The sequence below is a fragment of the Blastomonas sp. RAC04 genome (assembly GCF_001713435.1).
Lineage (GTDB): Bacteria > Pseudomonadota > Alphaproteobacteria > Sphingomonadales > Sphingomonadaceae > Blastomonas > Blastomonas fulva.
In genome coordinates, this window is sequence record NZ_CP016460.1 from 2845397 (window position 1) to 2868277 (window position 22881).

The 22881-nt window shown below is 64.7% G+C and carries 20 protein-coding genes; 5 read left to right on the plus strand and 15 right to left on the minus strand.

Annotated elements, in window-relative coordinates:
- Positions 1-157 precede the first annotated feature (157 nt).
- From BSY18_RS14285 to BSY18_RS14295, 3 genes are all read left to right on the plus strand, one after another.
- Positions 158-1243 carry an RcnB family protein gene (locus BSY18_RS14285; RefSeq protein WP_236823374.1) on the plus strand — a complete coding sequence of 362 codons (1086 nt, stop codon included), beginning with the start codon at positions 158-160 and terminating at the stop codon, positions 1241-1243.
- A 128-nt stretch (positions 1244-1371) separates the two neighbouring features.
- Positions 1372-2052 carry a 2OG-Fe(II) oxygenase gene (locus BSY18_RS14290; protein WP_054135743.1) on the plus strand — a complete coding sequence of 227 codons (681 nt, stop codon included), beginning with the start codon at positions 1372-1374 and terminating at the stop codon, positions 2050-2052.
- Between the two features lie 217 nt (positions 2053-2269).
- The gene (locus BSY18_RS14295) at positions 2270-2785 is read left to right on the plus strand and encodes a c-type cytochrome (protein WP_054135744.1); all 516 of its coding nucleotides are present in this window, start codon (positions 2270-2272) and stop codon (positions 2783-2785) included.
- A 189-nt stretch (positions 2786-2974) separates the two neighbouring features.
- Here the strand turns inward: BSY18_RS14295 and hemA are convergent, their stop codons facing one another.
- The 14 genes from hemA to bchF are packed head-to-tail and all read right to left on the minus strand — an operon-like array spanning position 2975 to position 18512.
- Entirely contained in the window at positions 2975-4195 is a 1221-nt protein-coding gene (gene hemA, locus BSY18_RS14300; RefSeq protein WP_054135745.1) for a 5-aminolevulinate synthase, read from the minus strand.
- A gap of 17 nt (positions 4196-4212) precedes the next feature.
- The gene (gene puhE, locus BSY18_RS14305; RefSeq protein WP_069050958.1) at positions 4213-5001 is read right to left on the minus strand and encodes a putative photosynthetic complex assembly protein PuhE; all 789 of its coding nucleotides are present in this window, start codon (positions 4999-5001) and stop codon (positions 4213-4215) included.
- Between the two features lie 3 nt (positions 5002-5004).
- Entirely contained in the window at positions 5005-6093 is a 1089-nt protein-coding gene (acsF, locus tag BSY18_RS14310) for a magnesium-protoporphyrin IX monomethyl ester (oxidative) cyclase (protein ID WP_083231470.1), read from the minus strand.
- A 31-nt stretch (positions 6094-6124) separates the two neighbouring features.
- Positions 6125-6418 carry a hypothetical protein gene (locus BSY18_RS14315; RefSeq protein WP_054135747.1) on the minus strand — a complete coding sequence of 98 codons (294 nt, stop codon included), beginning with the start codon at positions 6416-6418 and terminating at the stop codon, positions 6125-6127.
- 13 nt (positions 6419-6431) lie between these two features.
- Complete coding sequence (gene puhC / locus BSY18_RS14320; RefSeq protein ID WP_054135748.1) at positions 6432-6941, minus strand: photosynthetic complex assembly protein PuhC; 510 nt, start codon at positions 6939-6941, stop codon at positions 6432-6434.
- Positions 6938-7570: a photosynthetic complex putative assembly protein PuhB gene (puhB, locus tag BSY18_RS14325; protein ID WP_231684041.1), complete on the minus strand. Its 633-nt coding sequence runs from the start codon at positions 7568-7570 to the stop codon at positions 6938-6940. Before puhB ends, puhC begins: the two co-directional genes overlap by 4 nt.
- Complete coding sequence (puhA, locus tag BSY18_RS14330; protein ID WP_069050959.1) at positions 7567-8340, minus strand: photosynthetic reaction center subunit H; 774 nt, start codon at positions 8338-8340, stop codon at positions 7567-7569. Before puhA ends, puhB begins: the two co-directional genes overlap by 4 nt.
- A gap of 27 nt (positions 8341-8367) precedes the next feature.
- Positions 8368-9801: a BCD family MFS transporter gene (locus BSY18_RS14335; protein WP_054135750.1), complete on the minus strand. Its 1434-nt coding sequence runs from the start codon at positions 9799-9801 to the stop codon at positions 8368-8370.
- Complete coding sequence (bchM, locus tag BSY18_RS14340) at positions 9798-10493, minus strand: magnesium protoporphyrin IX methyltransferase (protein WP_054135751.1); 696 nt, start codon at positions 10491-10493, stop codon at positions 9798-9800. The genes BSY18_RS14335 and bchM overlap by 4 nt, the downstream gene beginning before the upstream one ends.
- The gene (gene bchL / locus BSY18_RS14345) at positions 10493-11386 is read right to left on the minus strand and encodes a ferredoxin:protochlorophyllide reductase (ATP-dependent) iron-sulfur ATP-binding protein (protein ID WP_054135752.1); all 894 of its coding nucleotides are present in this window, start codon (positions 11384-11386) and stop codon (positions 10493-10495) included. The genes bchM and bchL overlap by 1 nt, the downstream gene beginning before the upstream one ends.
- 15 nt (positions 11387-11401) lie before the next feature.
- Positions 11402-15022, minus strand: a complete 3621-nt coding sequence (locus tag BSY18_RS14350; protein WP_069050960.1) for a magnesium chelatase subunit H — start codon at positions 15020-15022, stop codon at positions 11402-11404.
- The gene (bchB, locus tag BSY18_RS14355) at positions 15012-16649 is read right to left on the minus strand and encodes a ferredoxin:protochlorophyllide reductase (ATP-dependent) subunit B (protein WP_069050961.1); all 1638 of its coding nucleotides are present in this window, start codon (positions 16647-16649) and stop codon (positions 15012-15014) included. The genes BSY18_RS14350 and bchB overlap by 11 nt, the downstream gene beginning before the upstream one ends.
- 4 nt (positions 16650-16653) lie before the next feature.
- On the minus strand, positions 16654-17943 hold the full coding sequence (locus tag BSY18_RS14360) for a ferredoxin:protochlorophyllide reductase (ATP-dependent) subunit N (protein WP_054135755.1): 1290 nt from the start codon (positions 17941-17943) through the stop codon (positions 16654-16656).
- On the minus strand, positions 17940-18512 hold the full coding sequence (bchF, locus tag BSY18_RS14365) for a 2-vinyl bacteriochlorophyllide hydratase (protein ID WP_083231471.1): 573 nt from the start codon (positions 18510-18512) through the stop codon (positions 17940-17942). The genes BSY18_RS14360 and bchF overlap by 4 nt, the downstream gene beginning before the upstream one ends.
- A gap of 213 nt (positions 18513-18725) precedes the next feature.
- On the opposite strand from bchF, the gene BSY18_RS14370 reads away from it, so the two are divergent.
- Together BSY18_RS14370 and ppsR are read left to right on the plus strand one after the other, a co-directional pair.
- Complete coding sequence (locus BSY18_RS14370) at positions 18726-19787, plus strand: cobalamin B12-binding domain-containing protein (RefSeq protein WP_054135757.1); 1062 nt, start codon at positions 18726-18728, stop codon at positions 19785-19787.
- A 20-nt stretch (positions 19788-19807) separates the two neighbouring features.
- Entirely contained in the window at positions 19808-21238 is a 1431-nt protein-coding gene (gene ppsR / locus BSY18_RS14375; protein WP_054135758.1) for a transcriptional regulator PpsR, read from the plus strand.
- A 57-nt stretch (positions 21239-21295) separates the two neighbouring features.
- Here ppsR and BSY18_RS14380 read toward each other — a convergent pair whose 3' ends face one another.
- On the minus strand, positions 21296-22738 hold the full coding sequence (locus BSY18_RS14380; protein ID WP_150126297.1) for a hypothetical protein: 1443 nt from the start codon (positions 22736-22738) through the stop codon (positions 21296-21298).
- Positions 22739-22881: the final 143 nt, after the last annotated feature.

Here is a 22881-nt window from a genome sequence, read left to right on the forward strand (position 1 = left end):
TGTGACGGGGTTTTACGATGCTGAACCTGTGATCAATCGATCGGTTAAGCTGGGGGTCAGCAAGAGGCTGATAGATGGGCAACATCACAACCGTCCTGTGCCGCGTGGTTGCCGACACGATTGCCCAGGCCATTTTCGAAAAAGGTCGACTATGGTCATGTCCAGTTCCACAACCACACATCCGCCCTCTCCGGCGATTGCCCCTGCCGAATATGCGCGCCCGCTGGGCCATCGCCTGTCGGGCAAGTTTCACCGCATGCCCCTCGTGCTTGCGGGGCTTGCCATCGCCAGCCTGCTGCTCCCGCTCGCGCAGGCCGACGCGGCGGTGATCGAGCCGGTCGCGCAGGATGCCGGCATCGCGGCACAGGCCGCGCTGCAGCCGGTCGCACAGCAGCGCGAGGGACGGCGCGGAGGCGGCGAATTTCGCGGCAATCGCGGTGGCGGCGGTCGCGAGTTGCGGGGCGGCGGCGGTGGCGGCGGACGCGAGTTCCGCGCGCAGAACCGCAGTGCCATCGGCAGCGCGCGCATCGCCACCCCGCGCGAATATCGCCAGGAACGACGCGGCGACCGCCAGGACTTCCGTCAGGAACGTCGCGGCGACCGGCAGGATTTCCGTCAGGAGCGCCGCGGCGACCAGCGCGACTTCCGTCAGGAACGCCGCGCCGATCGTCAGGACCTGCGCCAGGGCGAGGTCACACGCCCCGAGTTCCGCGCCGACCGGCGGGACGATCGCCGCGAATTCCATCAGGACCGGCGGGGCGACGTCCGCGACTTTCGCACCGACCGCCGCGATGATCGCCGCGACTTCCGCCAGGACCGCCGCGCCGACAACCGTGATTTCCGCGACAACCGGCGTGGCTGGGACGACCGCCGCGGCTACAGTAATCGCGGCTGGGACAACCGGGGCTGGAACAACCGCGGCGGGCGCGGTGGCAACTGGGATCGCGGATGGCGCAACGACCGGCGCTATGACTGGGTCGGCTTTCGCAACCAGAACCGCAATTTCTTCCGCGCGGGTCGCTATTATCCGCCGGTGCGGGGATGGGGCTATCGCCGGCTGGGCATAGGCTTCACGCTGGGCGCGCCTTTCTTTGCCAACAACTTCTGGATCAACGATCCATGGGCCTATCGCCTGCCGCCCGCTTACGGCCAGCTGCGCTGGGTCCGCTATTTCGGCGATGTGCTGCTGGTCGATATCTACACTGGTCAGGTCGTGGACGTAATCCCCGACTTCTTCTGGTAAGCACCTGACCCTTCGAGGCTGCGACACACCCCGCCCGCCGGAGCAATCCGGCGGGCGATGTCGTCTCCTCACCCTGGCCTGGCCCATGCGACTTGACTTGCCCGTAAGCCTGCGCACAACGACACGGCATGATCGCGGACTTTTTTCATCGCAGACAGCTGGCCCGGATCGGGCGCGAGGTCGGCGCCCGGCTGGATGCGCACCCGCGCGTGCAGCGCATCACCTTCGACGACGTCAAGGTACCGATGCAGGTCTATTGCTATCAGGACTTTCTCAGCAAGGCCGAATGCAGCGACCTGATCCGCATGATCGATGCCGATGCGGTGCCATCGGAGCTCTATCGGTCGGACCAGGAGAACGACAGCCTGTTCCGCACCAGCTACAGCTGCAATCTCGACCGCTGGCATCCCGATGTTCTGCGAATCGACGACCGCATCTGCGGGCTCACCGGCATCGATCCGCGCCGTGGCGAAACGCTGCAGGGCCAGCGTTATGCCAAGGGCCAGGAATTCAAGCCGCACCACGACTATTTCCACACCACCCAGTCCTATTGGCAGCGCGAGCGCAAGTCGGGCGGGCAGCGCAGCTGGACCGCGATGGTGTTCCTCAACGAACCCAAAGGCGGCGGCGAGACCGGATTTCCGCACCTCAGCTTCAAGATGATGCCGCGCACCGGCATGCTGCTGATCTGGAACAACATGGCGCCCGACGGGACCCCCAATCCGAACCTGCTGCACAGCGGCAACCCGGTGACCGCCGGCACCAAATACATCATCACCAAATGGTTCAGGCGGGGATTCTGGATGTGACGCGCGCCCGCCGTGGCTGGAACCATCGCGCAACGGATCGTCGTAGAAGCCCGGAAACTGGCCCCGATCTGCGGTTTTTTTGTCACGCGGGCGGCAATCGGTGAACAAAATTCTTCATCTGGCGTTCACAAATTGGCTTGCCTACTTTTCAACCTGTGCAGTCCGTCTATATTGTCGGGTGCTTGAGGGCGAATGTCGCCGAGCAAAAGGAGAGTTCATGTCCAGATTGAATGCACTGCGCTATTCCGGCGCCTTTGCCGGTCTCGCGCTGCTGGCCGCCTGCTCGGGCGGCAGCGAAACCCCCAAGGCAGAGGAAGAAGCCGCCGCACCGGCAGCTGAAGCCCCCGCCGCGACTCCGACGCCTGCTGCTGCCGAAGCACCGGCTGCTGACAACACCGATACGCTGGATGGCAAGAAGTTCGCCGACATGACCGGCAATGCTGCTGAAGGCGAGAAGGTCTTCATCCAGTGCAAGACCTGCCACGTCAAGGAAGCCGGCCAGAACCGCGTCGGCCCCTCGCTCGCTGGCATCGTCGGCCGCGCAGCCGGAACCGTCGAAGGTTTCAACTACTCGCCCGCCAACAAGAACAGCGGCATCACCTGGACCCCGGAAAAGCTGTTCCAGTATCTGGAAAAGCCCGCCCGCGTCGTGCCCGGCACCAAGATGGTGTTCGCAGGCCTTCCCGATGCGCAGAAGCGCGCGGACGTGATCGCCTATCTGCAGCAGCCCTGATCGATCCGATCAAGGCATCTGCCGACAGACAAAAGGCCGTCCCTCGCGGGGCGGCCTTTTTCTTTGGGCAGCGTCGCAACCACGTCAATCGTCACCCCCGCGAAGGCGGGGGTCCCGCTCGCTGGCGACGTTGGCGCCAAGGCAGGATTCCCGCGTCCGCGGGAATGACGATGCGGGTAGACTACCCAATCATGCCGCCACCGCACGCCGGGCCAGCTCGCATTGCGACCAGATGTCGCTCAGCGCATGAATCAATTTGTCGATATCGCCATCGCTGTGCACCGGCGATGGCGTGATGCGCAGCCGCTCGGTGCCCTTGGGCACGGTGGGATAATTGATCGGCTGCACATAGATGCCGTGGTTGTCCATCAGCCAGTCGCTGATGCGCTTGCACTTGTGCGGATCGCCGACCATCACCGGGATGATATGGCTGGGGTTGTCGAGATGGGTGATCCCCATCAGGTCCAGCCGCTTGCGGACCTTGGCGACGCGATCCTGATGGCGCGCGCGTTCCATCTGGCTGGTCTTGAGGTGACGCAGGCTGGCAGTGGCTCCGGCTGCAAGCGCAGGCGGCAGCGCGGTGGTGAAGATGAAGCCGCTGGCAAAACTGCGGACAAAATCGCACAGCGCCGACGAGGCCGCGATATAGCCGCCCATCACGCCGATCGCCTTGCCCAGCGTGCCTTCGATCACCGTGATCCGGTCCATCAGGCCTTCGCGCTCGGCAATGCCGCCGCCGCGCGGACCATAGAGGCCCACCGCGTGGACTTCGTCGATATAGCTCATCGCACCGTGCTTTTCGCAGACGTCGAGGATCTCTGCGATCGGCGCGATGTCGCCGTCCATCGAGTAGACGCTTTCGAACGCGACCAATTTGGGACGGCCCGGCGCGATGCCGGCGAGCAGCCGGTCGAGATCTTCCGGATCGTTATGCTTGAACTTGAGACACTCGGCGCGGCTGTGGCGGATGCCCTCGATCATCGAGGCATGGTTGCCCGCGTCCGACAGCACCACGCAATTGGGCAGCTTGGCCGCCAGCGTGCCCAATGCCGCCCAGTTGGAGACATAGCCCGAGGTGAACAGCAAGGCCGCTTCCTTGCCGTGCAGATCGGCGAGCTCTGCTTCCAGCAGCACATGGTGGTGATTGGTGCCCGAGATGTTGCGCGTGCCGCCGGCGCCCGCGCCGCACTGGTCGAGCGTGTCGTGCATCGCCTTCAGCACATCGGGGTGCTGGCCCATTCCCAGATAGTCGTTGGAGCACCACACGGTGACCTCGTCGGTGCCTTCTTCGGTATAGCGCGTGGCGTGCGGAAAGCGGCCGCGATGGCGTTCCAGCTCAGCGAAAATCCGATAGCGTCCCTCATCGCGGATCGTATCGATTTCGCTCTGGAAAAAGCCCTCATAATCCATAACCACTCTCCTTCTTCTTATCCTTGCTGGTTGCCGGGAAGTGCCCAGCGCCACAGCGCACCGTCCCTGAACGGCAGCGCGAGAAACAGGTGCTCGAGCGAACCCAGCGCTGCGAGCGTGAACACCAGGGTGGCACTGACCGCAGCGAAGCTGTCCGCCGGAGCAGCAAGCGAGCGCATCCCCAGATACATAGACAGCGCGAGCAGCGCCACAAGGCTGAATGCCAGCGCGCCATGCAGGCGGCGCGGGCCGAAATAGGTCTTCAGATACTCCAGATGCCCCGGCATGATCTCGTCGCTCATGTTGGGCACCCCGACAAACAGGTTGAGCTTGGCCGAAAGCCGAAGCGCGAACAGCAGCGTGAAGATCACCGTGCCGGTCGGGTTGGCGCTGTTCCAGGTTAGCGAAACCAGAATGATCATCACCGCGGCGATCGCCAGCTCGTGATAGATCAGCGTCGCCGCCGCCTCGGAAAACCGCCGCCAGCCGCGCGCCAGCGGATCGCTGACGGTCCGCCGGGGCCCGGCGACGATGCCGGTGAGGAAGGTCAGCTCAAGCCAGCCCCAGATCACCAGCGCCGCGCCAAAGCTGATATAGGCGTCCATCGCATCGGGGCCGGACGGGCCATGGCCATGCCCGACATAGACGATCACGCACAGGCAGATCCCGGCGGCAAAGCCTGCCCAGGAGATGCTGCGCGCAAAGGTCTGCTTGCCGCGGTTGGCGAGCCAGGCAACGACGCCCGTGCTGCCGAACCAGGCAAACAACACCACCAGAGCGGGCAGGATATGGCCGTACAGGCTCATGCCTTACCAGGCCGGCTGCAGGCGGATGGTGGCAGGCAGACGGTTGGGCTTGCCGGGCATGAAGTACATCCGGGCAAAGGCCGTGCCCGCACCGATCATGCCGCCGGCGCGCTGGACGAGACCGACGATACCACCCTTTGCCTTGCCCTCGGCGATCCGGTCCGATGCCATGCGCAGCTTTTCCATCTGCACCCGAAGCGCGGGGTTGTCGGTGTCGATCTCCACCGGAAAGACCTGGCGGCTGATCGCGGTGCAGATCTTGAACACCTCATAGTCATATTCGGTGGGTTTCACGCCCAAAGCGGCGTGGAACACCGGACGGCTGTGATCGCGCACGTACATCGTGGCATAGACCGACAGAATGAAGAACTTGATCCAGTACTTGTTCATGCCCTTGAGCAGCTTGGGATCGGCGTGCAGCAGCATCGCGAACGCCTCGCCATGGCGGAACTCGTCGTTGCACCACTGCTCGAACCAGTTGAAGATCGGGTGGAAGCGGTTTTCCGGATGCTTGGCCAGATGCCGGAAGATCGCGATATAGCGCGCATAGCCGATCTTCTCCGACAGATAGACCGCGTAGAAAATGAACTTGGGCTTGAAGAAGGTGTACTTCTTGGTCTTGGTGAGGAAGCTCAGGTCGATGCCGATCCCGGCGTCCTTGAGCACCTCGTTGATGAAGCCGGCGTGGCGGCTTTCATCGCGTGCGAGCAGCTTGAACAGCTTCTTCACATCGGGGTTCTTGGTCCGCCGCGCGATTTCCGCATAGAGGATGCAGCCCGAAAATTCCGAGGTCAGCGAGCTGACGAGAAAATCGATGAACTCGCGGCGCAGCTCGGGTTCGAGCGATTCGATAACGCCATCGAACGATTCGCTGCGGCGGAAATGCGCCTTGTTGGGGTCGCCTTCCATGTCGGCCATCAGCTGGTCCCACTCGGCGCGCACCAGGCTGACGTCGATCGCGTCGAGCGCGTCGAAATCGGTGGTGTAGAAACGGGGGCTGAGCACAGTCTCCTGCGTCGCCAGCTCCATCGTATCCGGAACATCCGGCAGCGACGCCCGTCCAGCCGCCCTGACCTTTGCCTGCATGTTCATTGCACCACTCCCGTTGTCATCTGAACAGCGCTCACCACCGGCTGGTGGTAAAGCTTACCTCGTAAAGTTCCTTGAGCTCGCCCATGGCGGTCAGCTTCGTCCATGCGCGCAGCAATGGACCTGCTGGCTGCACCGTTGCCATGCGCTGGATCAAAATGGATTCGCCAAAACCGACTATTATCGGTGCACCATGCACGCGCACCTTGTCGCCCGGCTGGATGGCGACATCGCCCTCCAGCTCGACATGCGCGTGAAAATGCGCCTCGCTTTGCTCCACCGCGATGCGGCAGGGCGTATCGAACGAAGGCTCGCGGAGCAGTCCCATCAGTTGGCGCCCCTCACTTGAGCAACGCTTCGAACGTGGTGCGATTGGTCGGCCCGAATGCGCCCAGCTCGACGATGCGGTTGGTCGCGGTGTCGGTGAGCGAGAGCGATCCGTCGCTCCAGTGGTTGAGCTCATAGGGCGCCAGCATCGGGATCGAGCGCTTCTGCCGCTCGCGTCCCATGCCGCGCAGAACGCCGCGAATGAAACCGCTGCCTTCCTCGCCATAGACGTGCACGGTAGCGCCGCTGGTCGCATCGGTGACCACCACGGTGCCCTTGGGGCCATCGGCGAACTGCAGCACGCGGCTCGACAGCGCGGTCGCTGCTTCCGCCGAACGTACCTCGCTGGCCGATGGCGACGGCGCGATCCAGCCGAGCTGGGTCGCGCTGGTCAGCGCCAGGGTCACCAATACCACGCCGCACGCCATCACCAGCGCGCCTTTGGGCACGGTGTTTTCATGGCTGTGCCCATGGCCGTTGTAGTTGTTGGCAGCACTGGGGGCGCTGTGCGGTGCGGTGGTCATGCGATGGCTCCCTGAAGCCCGGCGGGCATCGTTTCGGCAGATTTCGACGGGGCTTCGGCCGCGCGATCCACCGGTGCGATCGCAGCGACCGCGCGGGCAAGCCGCTCGCCGACCACGGCAGCATCGGGCAGCGCGCGCAGCATCGGCTGCGGGTTGCCGAGCTTCCACGGACGGGCATGCGGCCAGAGCACCAGATAGCCCAGTTTGTGCGGGCCGATCAGCTGCAGCGCCAGATCGCCCTCCACCGGACCGAGCGGACGCAGATTAGCGCCACCGATCTTGGCCAGCGGCAGGTTGATGCACATGTTGAGCGCGACGCCGACGCGCAGCACGACGCGCCTGCTGGTCAGCGTGTAAACCGTGGTCCGCGCGACCGCCCAGGCATAGAGCATCAGCAGACCGATGCCGACCGCGCCCGCGATGATCGTCGCGATCACGCCGCTGGTGCTGCCGTTATAGATCGCCAGAGCCACCAGGACCGCGAAGTACAGGCCGACGATGCGGGTGAAGAACGCGCTGCGGGCAAGCAGCCGCCATTCGGGCGAGCCCTGCCAGAGGAGCGTTTCGCCCTCCGGCAGCTCTCCGGGCAGACCCCGGACCGGCTCGTCATCATATTCGGTGATGATCATATCAGCGGCTCCTGCCGGGCGCGGTTAGCGTAGAGGTAACCGCCGCCGAAATATCCGGAGATCTTGTCTTCCTCATAGCGGCTGATCTGCCCGGGGGTCTCGACCTGCGGGCAACCGGCGAACTGCCCGGCGTTGATCGCGTCGACCACGATCTGGCGTGCGGACTTGCGGATCTTGGCCATCGGCATCGGGGCGAGCGCGTGCACACCCTCTGCGGTGACGACTTCAAGATAGCGCACCTGGTGCTCGGAGCGATCGACCCAGATTTCCGCCACGGTGCCTGCGACCGCGCCATCTGCGCCGATCACGGTCATGCCGCGCGGATCGGGATCGCCGCGTGCGATCGAGAAGCTGGGTTCAAGCGCCATCGGAACGATGCGGTTGTTGCCGAAGGCGTCGATGTCCGGAAGGCGGCTGCGCTCGGCATAGGCCGACGGGCCGATGCAATCGGTGAGCGGGTTGCCGGTGGGCACATAGGGTGCGCCGGGGAACGGGCTCATCCGGCGTCCGGCGATCTCGAACGGCTCCTTGCCGATGGTCGGCGTGCTGACCGTGCCGCGACCGAAAGGCAGCTTGAAGGTCTTGGGGGACGCGTGCAGCAGCGGCCCGCCCATGCCCAGCGAACGCCCGGTCAGGTCGTCCTCCAGTGGAAAGCCCTCTCGCCGGTCCTCTCGCCGAAGATAATAGATCAGACCGATGAAAAAGAGCACGAACGCCCAGAAAGCGATCGATGCGACATCGATATTGCCCACGATATTGCCGTTAAACATGGCGCTTACCTCTCTTCTTCAAAACCTTCATGTCGGAAACTCGGTGAGACCGAACCGCGATTGCGGAGCGGCGGTATCGACCTGTTGGCCCCCGACAAGCGGGCCAAGCACGATCATGGTAACAAGCAGCAGAATGATCTCGATCAGGTACACCGTGCCATAGCCGGTGGCGCGATAGGCCAGGGTCGCACCGATCTGGTCGGCCAGCGCGAGCGCGGAGACCCCGTCGCGGATCAGCCCGCCCGCCGCGATCGCCAGGCCCGATGCGCTGGCCTGAACCGCGCCCCAGGCACCCAGCGCGAGGCCAGATCCCTTGTGCTGGCCGCTGCCGGCGATGGCCATGATAGCGCTGAGCGTGCCGACCGAAAACAGTCCCGAACCGATGCCGATGGCAAGGGCGCCTGCAAACACCAGCGCGCTGGCATCGAGCGGCGCTGCAAACAGCAGCATCGCAAAAGCTAGCATGCCGACCACCGCGCCAAAGCCCGCGAGCCGAAGCGGATCCGCGCCCGCGCTGAGGCGGCGCGCGGCAAAGGCGAAGCTCAACAGCATGCCGAACGCCCACAGCCCGGTGAGGATCGTGGTGGCGCCCACCGACATGCCCAGCACCTCGCCGCCGAACGGCTCGAGCAGCACGTCCTGCATGCTGAACGCTGCGGTACCGCAGCCGATCGCGACCAGCAGCCGGGCGTTGCGGGCCTCTGCGGTGAATTCGCGCCAGACCACCGAGAATTTGGGAGTCGGGCGATCGGGCCGGGTGGTCGATGGCGCACGCGCCTCCTGCTTCCACAGCGCGATGATGTTGAGCGCCATGGTGAACATCGCCGCGCCCTGGACGATCGCGACCAGCCGGGTGGCGGAGAAATCGGCGAGCAATGATCCCATGATGAACGCGGCCATCATCATGCCCACCAGCAGCATCACGAACATCAGCGCGACGACGCGGGGCCGTGTTTCTTCGGGAGCCAGATCGGTGGCGAGCGCAAGGCCTGCGGTCTGCGTGGTGTGCATGCCGAGCCCGGTGAGCAGGAAGGCCAGCGCGCCTGCTATTAGTCCGACGGTGAACGTATCGCCGCGCGACAGCAGCAGCAGCGCGAAAGGCATGATCGCAAGCCCTCCGAACTGGAGCAGCGAGCCGAACCAGATATAGGGCACCCGGCGCCAGCCGAGCATCGACTTGTGGTTGTCCGACTTGTGGCCGATCAGTGCGCGGAACGGGGCGACCAGCAAGGGGATCGCGATCATCAGCGCGACCAGCCAGGCGGGCGTGCCCAATTCGACGATCATCACGCGGTTGAGCGTGCCGTTGAGCAGCACCGTCGCCACGCCGACCGTCACCTGGAACAGCGACAGGCGCAGCAGGCGGCCCATCGGCAGCTCCGCGCTCGCCGCATCGGCGAACGGCAGGAACTGCGTCCCCAGGCCCGCGAAGAACCGTGTCGAGGCGCCGGCAAGGCTCATCCGCGCGAGACCATCATCGCATGGCTGGTGTAGAAGCCGCTGACGATGCGTTCGCTCGCGGCGATGCCGTGGCTGGGGAGACGCTGGGCAAGCAGTCTCGTGAGCCTAGCTTCGGCAACCGGGACGATCGCGGGTGCGCGATTCGATCTGGGAAAGAGTTTCCCGGTGGCATGCATCGCCGCGAGCAGAGGTGTCCGCGGTGCGAAAGTGAAGGCGATGCTCGGCGCGCGCTGGGCCAGCGAGGCCAGCACGTCGACGATATCGCCGGTCTGATAGTGGATCAGCGAGTCCATCGCGACGACATGGTCGAACTGGCCCAGCGTGGGATCGAGCATGTCGCCCACCCGCCAGTCGATATCGAGCCCCGAAGGTGCCCGCTCGCGCGCGACCTCGACCAGCCCGCCCGAGATGTCGATCGCGGTAACGTGCGCGCCCAATTGCGCTGCCGCCACGGCGAGTGCGCCGGTGCCGCAGCCGGCATCGAGGATGCGCTTGCCGGTGAGGTCATAGGGCAGCCAGTCGAGCAGCATGGCGCGCATCCGGTCGCGGCCCGCGCGCACGGTGGCGCGGATGCCGCTGACCTTGGCGTCCGAGGTCAGATCGACCCAGTTCTGCCGCGCGGTGCGATCGAAATAGGTTTCGAGCCGTCCACGATAGGTGTCGTAGCTGGAGCGGGGGGCGTGGCTGGCCATCATTCGAATCCTAAGAATTCGAAGATGTCGCGGTCCTTCATCGGCATCGCGTCGAGCGCGTCGGTGCCCGCCCACAAGGTGGCGGCTAGCCGCAGATACTCGGTCTTCACCGCCTCGATCTCGGGAGTCGAATCCATCTCGAAGATGGTGCACTTTTTCAGGCGGCTGCGACGGATCGCATCGAGATCGGGGAAATGCGCCAGGCGCTTGAGGCCGGTCGCCTCGTTGAACCGGTCGATCTCGTCGGTCGCAGCCGAACGGTTGGCGATGACGCCCGCCATGCGCACGTCGTAGTTCTTCGACTTGGCCTTGATGGCGGCGACGATACGGTTCATCGCGAAAATGCTGTCGAAATCGTTGGCGGCAACGACCACCGCACGCTCGGCATGCTGCAGCGGAGCGGCAAAGCCGCCGCACACCACGTCGCCCAGCACGTCGAAGATCACGACATCGGCATCTTCGAGCAGATGGTGCTGTTTCAGCAGCTTGACCGTCTGGCCGACGACATAGCCGCCGCAGCCGGTGCCTGCGGGAGGTCCACCCGCTTCGACGCACATCACGCCGTTGAAGCCTTCGAACATGTAATCCTCGGGCCGCAGCTCCTCGGAGTGGAAATCGACCGTTTCGAGCACGTCGATCACCGTCGGCATCAGCTTCTTGGTCAGCGTGAAGGTGCTGTCATGCTTGGGATCGCAACCGATCTGCAGAACGCGCTTGCCCAGCAGCGAAAGCGCGGCCGAGAGGTTGGAGGAGGTCGTCGACTTGCCGATGCCGCCCTTGCCATAGACGGCAAACACCTTGGCACCGGTGATCTCGTCGCGCGGGTCGAGCGCAACCTGGGTGCTGCCTTCCCCGAAACTGGGCGGCGCGTGTCCGTGGTCCAAAAGGCTCATATCAATACTCTCCCGTCATTCTGCTGCGATCAGGCCTTCCAGCCTGTCTTCGATATCGTCCGCGGCGGCGCGAAGCGCTGCCAGGGTTGCGGCATCCGGTTCCCACAGCCGGCGGTCGCATGCTTCCAGAAGGCGTTCGGCAACGCGTGCCGAGGCCTTGGGATTGAGAGTGGCCAGACGCGCGCGCATGGCATCGTCGAGCACATAGGTTTCGCTGATCTGCTGATAGACCCAGGGCGCGACCTGGCCGGTGGTGGCCGACCAGCCCATCGTCGTGGTGACATGGCCCTCGATCTGGCGCACGCCCTCGAAGCCGTGCTTGAGCATGCCTTCATACCATTTGGGATTGAGCATCCGGGTGCGGGTTTCGCGGTCGATCTGTTCGGACAGGGTGCGCACCTTGGCCGGGCCTTCGGTCGCATCGACGATGTAGACAGGCGCTGCCTTGCCGCCGCGAGCGCGGGTGACCGAGCGGCTGACCCCGCCCAGCGCATCGACATACTGGTCGATATCGGTGACGCCCAGTTCCACCGAATCGAGGTTCTGATAGGTGAACTCGACCGAGGACAATGCGCTTTCGAGCAGTTCGCGGTGCTTCACCGGTGCGCCCGAGCGGCCATAGGCATAGCCCTTGTGGGTCTCGAACGCTTCGGCAAGCTCGTCGGGATCGGCCCAGGCACCGCCGTCGATCATCATGTTGACCTGCGCGCCATAGGCACCTTCGGCGTTGGAAAACACGCGCAAGCTCGCGGTTTCCATGTCGCAGCCGATCTTGGCGGCATGCGCCAGAGCATGCTTGCGCACGAAGTTGAGCGTTTCGGGCTCGTCGGCGGTTGCAGCCAACCACGCTGCCTCGGCGATCATCCGGGTCTGAAGGGGTAAAAGATCGCGGAAGACGCCGGACAGCGTGGCTATCACGTCGATGCGGGGACGGCCGAGCTCGGCCAGCGGGATCAGTTCGGCCCCTGCCAGGCGGCCGTAGGAGTCGAAGCGCGGGCGCGCACCGAGCAGGCACATGACCTGCGCGATCTGCGTGCCCTCGGTCTTGAGATTGTCGGTGCCCCACAGCACCATCGCGATGCTTTCGGGCACCGGATCGCCCGCTTCGGCATGCCGCGCCAGCAAAGCTTCGGCCTGGACCGTGCCGGTGGCGCAGGCAAACGCGCTGGGGATGCGGAAGGGATCGAACCCATGGGTGTTGCGCCCGGTGGGCAGCACCTCGGGGTTGTGCAGGATGTCGCCGCCAGGAGCCGGACGGACATAGCCTCCGTCGAGCGCGTGAACCAGCGCGCCGAGCTCGTCATTGGCCGAGAGCTTAGCATCGAGCTCGGCGCGAGTGGCGCCGTTGTCGGCAGCCGAGAGCGCATTGAGGAACGCCTCGCGCTCTTCGCCTTCGAGCTGGCTGCCCAGCACGTGCAGGCCGAAAGGGATCAGCGCACGTTCGAGTTCATAGAGGTTGCCCGCAAGCGCGGCGATGTCAGACCCATCGATATCGAGCGCGATCGCCGCATCGCGGATCATGATCTCGAGCGCGGCGCGTTCGACGCCCTCGCCTGCCAGCGCCCGCCAACGCTCGACCAGCGCCTTCAGATCGGCAAAGCCCTTGTACAGGCCGGCTTCGGCGAGCGGCGGGGTGAGATACGACACCAGGGTCGCACCCGAGCGGCGCTTGGCGATGATGCCTTCCGACGGGTTGTTGGCGGCGTAGAGGTAGAAATTGGGGACGGTCCCCAGCAGCCGGTCGGGCCAGCAATCGCCCGAAAGGCCTGCCTGCTTGCCCGGCATGAACTCGAGCGCGCCGTGGGTGCCGAAGTGGAGCATGGCATCGGCGCGGAACTCTTCGCGGATCCAGCGATAGAAGGCGGCAAAGGCGTGCGTCGGCGCGAAATCGCCATCGAACAGCAGCCGCATCGGATCGCCTTCATAGCCGAAGCTGGGCTGGACGCCGACGAACACGTTGCCGAACTGCTTGCCGAGCACATGGATCGACCAGCCATCGCTGTTCAGCTTGCCGGGCGCGGGGCCCCACTGCTTTTCGATCGCGCGCAGGTGCGGCTCGTTGGTGACATGGTCGTCGGTCGAGATCCGCACCGCGACATTGGCGTCCGATCCGAAGCGTTCAGAATTGCCCTTGAGGATCGCATCGCGCAGCCCATCGACGGTCGCCGGCGGCGAACAGTCGTACCCTTCTGCCGCCAGCCGGTGCAGCGTGGCGTGCAGCGATTCGAACACCGCAAGGTGCGCCGCGCTGCCGGTGGCACCGGCGTTGGGCGGGAAGTTGAACAGGATGATCGCCAGCTTGCGCTTGGCGCGCTGAGACCGGCGCAGCGCCACCATCCGCTCGACCTTGGCGGCCAGCATCTCGGCGCGCTCGGGACAGCTCTGCATCGCGCGCATCGCATCGGGGGCGGTGAACAGGCAGTGGCGTTCGCAGCCATCGCAGGGCTCGCCCGCGCCATCCGAGCGGCCACCGAAGACATGCGGCATCACCGCGCCATCGAGCTCGGGGATGGCGACCATCATCGTCGCTTCGAGCGGCAGCAGCCCCTGGTGGCGGTTGCCCCATTGCTCGAGGCTCTGGAACTCGATCGGATGCGCTGCGATGTACGGCAGGTCCATGCCCGCGAGCACTTCCTCGGCAGCAGCGGCATCGTTATAGGCGGGGCCGCCGACCAGCGAAAAGCCGGTGAGGTTGATCACGGCATCGACCACGGGCTTGCCATCGCGGACCAGGAACCGGTCCATCGCCGGGCGCGCGTCCAAGCCGCTTGCAAACACCGGGACGACATCGAGCCCGCGCGCTTCCAATGCTGCGATCACGCCATCGTAATGCGCGGCATCCTTGCCCAGCAGATAGGAGCGCAGCAGCACCAGCCCGACCGTTCCGGTCGCCTTTGGGTTGCGCGGCAGCGCTCTGGCATCCTCGGTGATCCGTTCCGCGATTGCGGGGTGATAGAGGCCAAGCTCGGGATATTCGCGCGGCGCCTGTGCGGGCGTGGTGCCCTTGAGTGCAGCGCGTTCGCCTGCGGCATAGCGGTCGATCAGGCCGCGGATCATCGAGACGACATTGTCGTCGCTGCCCGCCAGCCAGTATTGCAGCGTCAGGAAATAATGCCGCACGTCCTGCGCGGTGCCGGGGATGAACTTGAGGATCTTGGGCAGGCGGCGCAGCATCTTCATCTGCCCCGCGCCCGAGCTCGCACCCGGCTTCGAGGAGCCGCGCAATTTCTTGAGCAGCGCCAGCGGGCCGCGCGCGGGCGCGTCCATCCGATAGCCGCCCATGCGGGTCAGCTTGACGATATCGCCTGCGGACATCAGCCCCAGCATCGCATCGCACTGCTCGCGCCGGGCCTCCAGCGCGGGGTGGATGGCGCGGACATGGTCCTCGAGGAACAGCATGGTGGCGATGACGATGTCGGCGCGGGCAATGTCGGCGCGCGCGGCATCGATCGCACCGGGGTCACGGTCCCAGTCGGCGGCGGCATGGAAGCCGATCGACAGTCCCGGCATGTCCTTGACCAGCACCGCCTCGGCCCGATCAACCGCGCCCGACAGATGGTTGTCGAGCGTGATGAACACCACGCGGATCGCGGCGGAGCGGCCGTTTGCCGCCTGCAGATGAGCTCTACCGGGCATAATGCGCCTTTGCATCGTACAGCGTGTCTATCGTGATGGAGGCCAGCCCACGCTCAGCAGCATAAGCCTCAGTGTTGCGTCGCGCCTTGCCACGCACAAAGAAGGGAATTTTCTTGAGTTCGGTCTCCGCCTCGGCGGTCCAGCGGGTCAGCTCGAGCACGTCTCCATGGGCAGCAGGGCTATGGGCGGTGGGGATCGACGCTGCAGCTGAAGCCAATACCGGTTCATGGGCAGGTTCAACGTGACGGTCTTCCTGAGGAAGCGAAACGAGCGGGGCATTCTCGACAGTCCCATGCGCCAGATGGCTCGCGCCAGCGCCATCATGGAACTCCGGATCATCGCGGAACATCGTCAGCAGATGCTCTTCCAGCCCCATGACCAGCGGATGCACCCAGCTGTCGAACAGCACGTTGGCGCCTTCGAAACCCATTTGCGGGCTGTGCCGGGCGGGGAAATCCTGGACATGCACCGGGGCCGAGATCACCGCGCAGGGGATCGACAGCCGCTTGGCGATGTGGCGTTCCATCTGCGTGCCCAGCACCAGTTCGGGGTGCGCGGCGGCGATGGCGTCCTCGACCTCGAGATGATCGTCGCTGATCAGCGGCTCGACGCCATGTTCGGCGGCGGCAGCGCGGATATCGCGAGCGAATTCGCGGTTGTAGCAGCCCAGGCCGCAGACCACGAAGCCCAGCTCGTCGCGTGCCACGCGGGCAGCAGCGATGGCGTGCGTCGCATCGCCGAAGATGAAGACGCGCTTGCCGGTGAGGTAGGTCGAGTCGACCGAGCGGCTCCACCACGGCATCCGGGCTTCAGCCAGGTTCAGCGCGGGCGCCGGATCGACCTTGGCGAGGCTTGCGACTTCGCGGATGAAGTCGAGCGTCGCGCCATGGCCAATGGGGATGGTCTTGGTGAAGGGCTGCTTGAAGTTCTTCTCCAGCCAGCGCGCGGCGGTATCGGCGATTTCCGGATACATGACGATGTTGAAATCAGCATCACCGATCCGGGCTATGTCGGCCGCGCTCGCCCCCATGGGCGCGGTGACGTTGATCTCTATGCCGAGCGCAGCCAGTATCTTCGCTATCTCGACGATATCGTCGCGGTGGCGAAAACCCAGTGCGCTCGGCCCAAGCAGGTTCGCTTTGGGACGCGGAGAACCTGCCTGGCACGGTGCGGGGCGGGAGGAATCCCCGACCGCGAGAGTTCTGACAATCTGGTAGAAAGTCTCCGAGGCGCCCCAGTTCTCCTTGCGGGAGTAGCTGGGCAGCTCGAGTGGAATGACGGGAATGGGCAACCGCATCGCCTGGGCCATGCCGGCGGGGTCGTCCTGGATCAGTTCGGCAGTGCACGACGATCCGACCAGCAGTGCCGCCGGATTGAAGCGCGCCACGGCATCGCGCGCGGCGGACTGGAACAGCTCGGCCGTATCCTTGCCCAGATCGCGCGCCTGGAAGGTGGTGTAGGTGACCGGCGGGCGCTTGCCGCGGCGCTCGATCATCGTGAACAGGAGGTCCGCATAGGTATCACCCTGCGGCGCGTGCAGCAGATAGTGCACATCCGTCATGCCGGTCGCGACCCGCATTGCCCCTACATGAGGAGGCCCTTCATAGGTCCAGACCGATAGCTGCATCGCCCTATACCCTCAACACGTCGCGGCGGCGGATCGGCCGTGCGAAAAGTTCGGCAAGATCGCCAGCCTGGTCGAAACCGTGGATCGGCGAGAACACCAGTTCGATCGCCCATTTGGTGGTGAAGCCTTCGGCCTCGAGCGGATTGGCAAGGCCAAGGCCGCATACGGTGATGTCGGGCTTCGACGCGCGCACGCGGTCGAGCTGCTTGTCGACATCCTGGCCTTCGCTGATGACCGTTCCGACCGGCAGCTGCGCCAGTTCGGCGGCCATATGCTGGCGGTGAAGATACGGCGTGCCGACCTCGACCGGGATCATGCCGAGCTCGACGTGCAGGAAGCGCGCAAGCGGCAGTTCGAGCTGCGAATCGGGGAGGAAGAAGATGGTCTTGCCTTCAAGCCGCGCGCGGCTGTGCTCGAGCGCGCGCTTGGCGCGTTCGCGGCCCGGTGCCACGACGCTGCGGAAATGCATCTCGTCGATGCCGAAAGCCTTTGCCGCAGCGTGCAGCCAGTCGGTGGTGCCTTCGGCGCCGAACGGGAAGGCTGCGGGCAGATGCACCGCGCCGCGGTCTTCGAGCGCCTGGGCGGTTTCACCCAGAAAGGGCTGGGCGAGCAGAAAGCGGGTGTTGGGGCCGACCGCGGGCAGATCGCGCGATTCGCGCGCTGGCAGGCAGGCGACGCGGGTGATGCCGATGTCGCGCACCAGCCGCAGCAACTGGTCCTCGACGATGTCGGGCAGCGCGCCAACGATCAGCAGCTCCTGGCCCGAATCGGCGGTCTGGGCGGGCATGAACGGCACCAGCGAGGCAAGGCATGCGTCCTCGCCCTGGGTGAAGGTGGTCTCGATGCCGCTGCCCGAATAGTTGACGATCCGCACATCGGGAAGGAAAGCGCCCGCGAGCCGCTGCGCAGCGCGCGACAGATCGAGCTTGATCACTTCGGACGGGCAGCTGCCGACCAGGAACAAGGTGCGGATCTCGGGGCGGCGCGCGAGCAGGCGGCGCACCACGCGATCGAGTTCCTCATTGGCATCGGCCAGGCCAGCCAGATCGCGTTCCTCGATGATCGCGGTGGCAAAGCGGGGCTCTGCAAAGATCATCACGCCGGCAGCCGACTGCAGCAGATGCGCGCAGGTGCGCGATCCGACCACCAGGAAGAACGCGTCGGGCATCTTGCGGTGCAGCCAGACGATCCCCGTGAGCCCGCAGAAGACCTCGCGCTGGCCGCGTTCGCGCAGCACGGGCGCGGTGGAGCAGCCGATATCGGCGATGACGGGGGTGGGTGCGGTGGTGATCATGATGCCACCGCCAGCGTGCCGTGCGATTCGGCAGGCGAACCGGCACCCTGAAGCCGCGCGACTCGCAGCTTCCAGAGGAACTGTCCGGCGTTGATGACATAGGCGCCATAGCCCGCCAGTGCGACGCCCATCCGGGCCTCGACGCTGCCGATGCCGCCGAGCAGCATCACCAGATAAGCGGTGTGCAGCGCCAGCACGAGCATGGAGAACACGTCTTCCCAGAAGAAAGCCGGGGCGAACAGCCACTTGCCGAACACCACCTTCTCCCAGATCGAGCCGGTGATCATGATGGTGTAGAGCGTCAGCGTCTTGACGATGATCGACATGTCGGCGGCAAAAGCGCCCTCGCCTGTCCCGAAATAGCGCAGCACCAGCCCGAGGCTGACCAGGAATATGATGAACTGGATCGGTGCGAGCACACCCTGGACGAGGGTCCACACCGTCGAATCGCGGCGAGCGCGCTCTGCTGCGGTGTAGAGCGAAGCGCCCGCCGCCATCGTCCGGTGACCCGCAGGATCAGCCGTAAAGGTGCGTTTTTCCGCAGTTCCAGGCTGGTTTTCCAGTGGCATAAGCGCCGTTGCGTCTCCCGTCTCAAGAACTGAAACCTACCCCTCGCCCCGCAAAAGTGTCAAGTTAAATTGACGTATAGTTTTCTTGACAAAATGACGGTTGTCAGGCCCACTGGACAGGCGTAGGGTTAAGGCCTGGCGAGGGAACGGTCCAAGAAGTCTCCAGCCCGCGAGGCCGATGCACGATGTATCGACAAGACCAGGAGAGTCTGAATGGCCTCAGTTTTTGGCATCGATTTGATCAAGTCGACGACAGGACTGTTCCGCAACGCGCGTTTGCGTAAGAAGGCGTCGCCTTGGGATGGCGAGCAGACCGGCTATGCCCGGTTTGCCCGGCAACGCCCGAGCGACGATGTCGGTCGCCTTGTGGAAGATGAAATCATCCCGCGGCTGCTGATGGTGCACCAGGATGATCCACGAATGAGCCACTTCCCTGCCGAGACCCCTGCAACGATGACCCCGGGCGCAATGTCTGGCCATGGTGCAGGGCCGGACAACAATGGCTTTCGCGATGCGACCGGCACCCAGTCCAACGACAATGTGCGCGAGCAGGCGGCAGCGCCGAAGACCGCGGCTGCGCCTGCGCTGGTCCAGATTTTCGACGAAGCGGCGATCCGCGATTTCGCCTCGCAGGTGCTGATCCATGAAGTCGACGTGCTCGCCGACATGGTGAACACCTATCTCGACCAGAATGTCGCGCCCGAAGCGCTGTTCATCCAGCTGATCGCGCCGGCTGCGCGCGAACTGGGCGAGAAGTGGAATCGTGACGAATGCGATTTTGTCGATGTGACCATGGGCCTGTGGCGGCTGCAGTCGCTGCTGCGCACGATCGCGGTGTGGGCACCGCCCTCGCCCGGCTGGAACCTGCGCACCAACAAGGCGCTGTTCACCACCATGCCGAACGACCAGCACAGCCTGGGCACATTGATCATCTCGGAGTGCTTCCAGCGCGCCGGATGGGATGTCGAGACTCTGATCGAGCCGCAACAATCCGACATTTTGCAGGCTTTGGACGAAATATCTTATGATCTGGTTGGATTGACAGTCACCACCGACTTTTCTATCGCGGCGGTTCCCAAGCTGCTGACGGCGATGAGAAGCGTGTCCTGCAATCCCAATCTGGCAATCATGATCGGCGGTCCGGCCCTTGGCTATGATCCCGTGCGTGCGCGCGAGCTGGGTGCGGATGGAACCGCTGCCGACGCTGAAGCTGCGCTGCAACTGGCCGACGAACTTGTATCTTCCGGGGTTGAGCGCGCTGCTCTGACGCTTTGAAGTCCGCTCCCGGCGCGGCAATGAAAAAGGACGAGCTTTCCGCGATCCCCATGCCTTTTCGCGACCTCAAAGGCGTCGTCGGCACACTTGAAATCGGCGCGGCACTGTCACTGGTGCTGGCCGCAGGCGATATCGCCCTGGCGCTCGATTCTGATGGCGTCATCAGCGATGTTTCCGTGAGTGCCGAGGACATGCCAGATCTGAGCGCCTGGATTGGCAGGCGCTGGGAGGATACGGTTGCGCTCGACAGCAAGCCGAAGATCAACGAAATGCTTACCAGCCAGCCGTCGGAAACCCCCGATCGCTGGCGCCAGGTCAACCACCCCGGCCCCGATGGCAACTTGCCGATCCATTACCGCCTGGTAGACCTCGGCGAAGGCAATCCGCGCATGGCGATCGGCCGCGATGTCCGCGCCTGGGCCAGCCTGCAGCAGCGTCTGCTGCAGACCCAGCAGTCGCTCGAGCGCGATTACCTCAAGCTGCGCCAGACCGAGGCGCGCTATCGCCTGCTGTTCGACATGATCACCGATCCGGTGCTGGTCATCGATGCCAGCACCCGGCGGATCACCGCGGCAAATCCCGCAAGCTACCGGCTGTTCGCCGCCAAGTCGGGCTCGCTGGAGAATCGCGATCTTGCCAATGTCATCGGCGGCATCTCGCGCGATGACCTGATCGCCAGCCTGGGTGGCGCAACTGCGACCGGCGAGCGCTGCGAGATGGAAGTCAGCATCGTTCCGGGCGAACCGCCGATGCTGCTCACCGCTATGCCCTTCCGTCAGGACAGCGGCCGCCAGTTCATGATCCGCCTGACGCGCACCGGCGATATCGTCGGCGCCGATGGCGATCAGCGTCCGCTGCACGAGTTGATCGAGCGGATGCCCGATGCGTTCGTGCTGACGGATGGCGCGATGCAGATTATCACTGCCAACTCCGCCTTTGTCGATCTGGTGCACGGCAGTTCCAAGGAAGCGATCACCGGCCAGCCGCTGGGCCGCTTCATCGGCCGCCCGGGCATCGATGTCGATCTGATGCGCAAGCAGCTGGACACCCACGGCCAGGTGCGCAACGCCACCACCATCGTCCATGCCGATGATGCCATCGAGGAGGCGATCGAGGTTTCGGGCGTCAAGACCGACAGTCAGGGCGGGCATTACGGCTTTGCCATCCGCACCGTCAGCAGGCGTATGCGCGATCTGCCGCCCGCCGACCGCGACTTGCCGCGCTCGGTCGACCAGCTGACCGAGCTGGTGGGGCGGATGCCGCTGCGCGAGATCGTGCGCGAATCGACCGATTTGATCGAGCGCATGTGCATCGAGGCGGCGCTGGCCTACACTTCGGACAACCGCGCATCTGCCGCGGAAATCCTGGGGCTCAGCCGCCAGAGCCTGTATTCCAAGCTCCACCGCCATGGCCTGGGCAATCTGGTCGGGCGCAAGGACGAATTGAGCTAGGCACGCGCCTGGCGAGGTGCGCACGCACCGCCCGCCAACCGCTCCTTTCTTCGGAAGCTATCGGCCGATCAGCCCCAGAGCGTGGCGGATGAAGGCATCGCGATCGAGCACCCAGCGGGCATCGTCCGGCAACTGAGGGTCGGCATAGGTCCAGCCTTCGGGCGAATAGGGCTTGCGAAACGTCCCCCTGCTGTTGAACGCCAGCGACACCATGCGCTGCTGGGCGCGGGTCGTATGCTCGTTTCCCATCACGGTGGGCGTGCCGGGTTCGACGCCCAGACCCTGGGGGCGAAGCGCGAAGATATAGGGTTCGGTCCTGAAGCTATCGACCACCGTGTTCTGGAACACCGACAGATAGACCTGATCGAGCGCGGCCAGCGGCGCCGGCGGCATCCGCCATTCGGGGCTGACCATGATGTTCCAGGGGTAATGATCCGGCGCGCCATAGACGATCTCGGTGCGCAGATCGACCAGCGTGTCGCGCACCTGCTGTGCAGACGGCACGCGCTTCAGCCGCAGGTTGTTCGCCCAGGTGAACCCGAAAGCCGAGATATCGACCAGAGGCATCGCCGATGGCGTCGTGGCATTGGGCAGGTTGGCAACGGTGACATCCTCGTAGATGCGCAGATACGCCTTGTCTTTCAGCTGATGCCCGCTGGCGATATCCACCCAGCCCTTCTGGCCGTACCAGACCGAATTGCGGAAATGCGAAACCAGCGTCCCGTTGATATAGGTCGAATGCTCCTGATCGACATTGTCGCCGACATTGCCGCGGATCTCGCTGTCCTCGATGTACATCATCGTCTCGCCGCCGGGCACGAAGATCGCGTTCTTGCCGCCGAAGATTCGCGCGCGGCGGATCACCGCGGTGATCAGTCCGGGCCGCGTCACATCCAGCACCTCGAGATGCACCGCGCCCTTTGCCTCGCCTGCCCCCGGGAAATCGAGCCCGATGTCGCGCATCTCGAAATGCACCCGTTGGGGGCCCAGCTCGAACAGCCGCAGGTTGATCGAGGCCCAGGCATCGTCCGTACGGAAGGTCACCGGAACCCCGGGCACCGACGAGCGGAAGATGTATTGCGTGCCCTGGGTCGATCCGACGATCTGCGGCATCCACGGCGCAAAGGGATAGACGCAGGGCTGGCCGGCGCTGTCATAGGCTTCGTAGATGAACTCGAAGCCGCCTTCGACCCGGCCATAGAGCGACTCGGCAGAGGGCCCGGCATAGACCTCGCGCCGCGCCGCCCGCGAGGCATCGCACCGGATCCGCAATTTCACCGCCGGAGCGCGCAGCCCCTGCATCGGCATGTAGAACGGATAGGACTGATCGCGCTGCGCGGCGTTCGGCGGCTGCTCCGGCGCCGAGACGCTCTCGGTCGGCAGCAACGCCTCGGTCTCCAGCCGCGGTGCCGATGACAAGGTCGCGGGCCCGGCCGACGACAGCAGCAGCGCAGGTGAAAACGCCAACAGGATCGCCAATCGATGCAGAACCATGTCCATCTTTCCCGCTGCAGACACTTTGGTGCCTGTCTGTCGCCTTCAAGGCTAACCCCCGTTGCTTAACATTCAGGCCAATTGAGGCAAGTGCGAGCAGCAGTCGAAGCGCTCGAGCATCTGCGGCACAGCCAAAACTGTCCATTCTG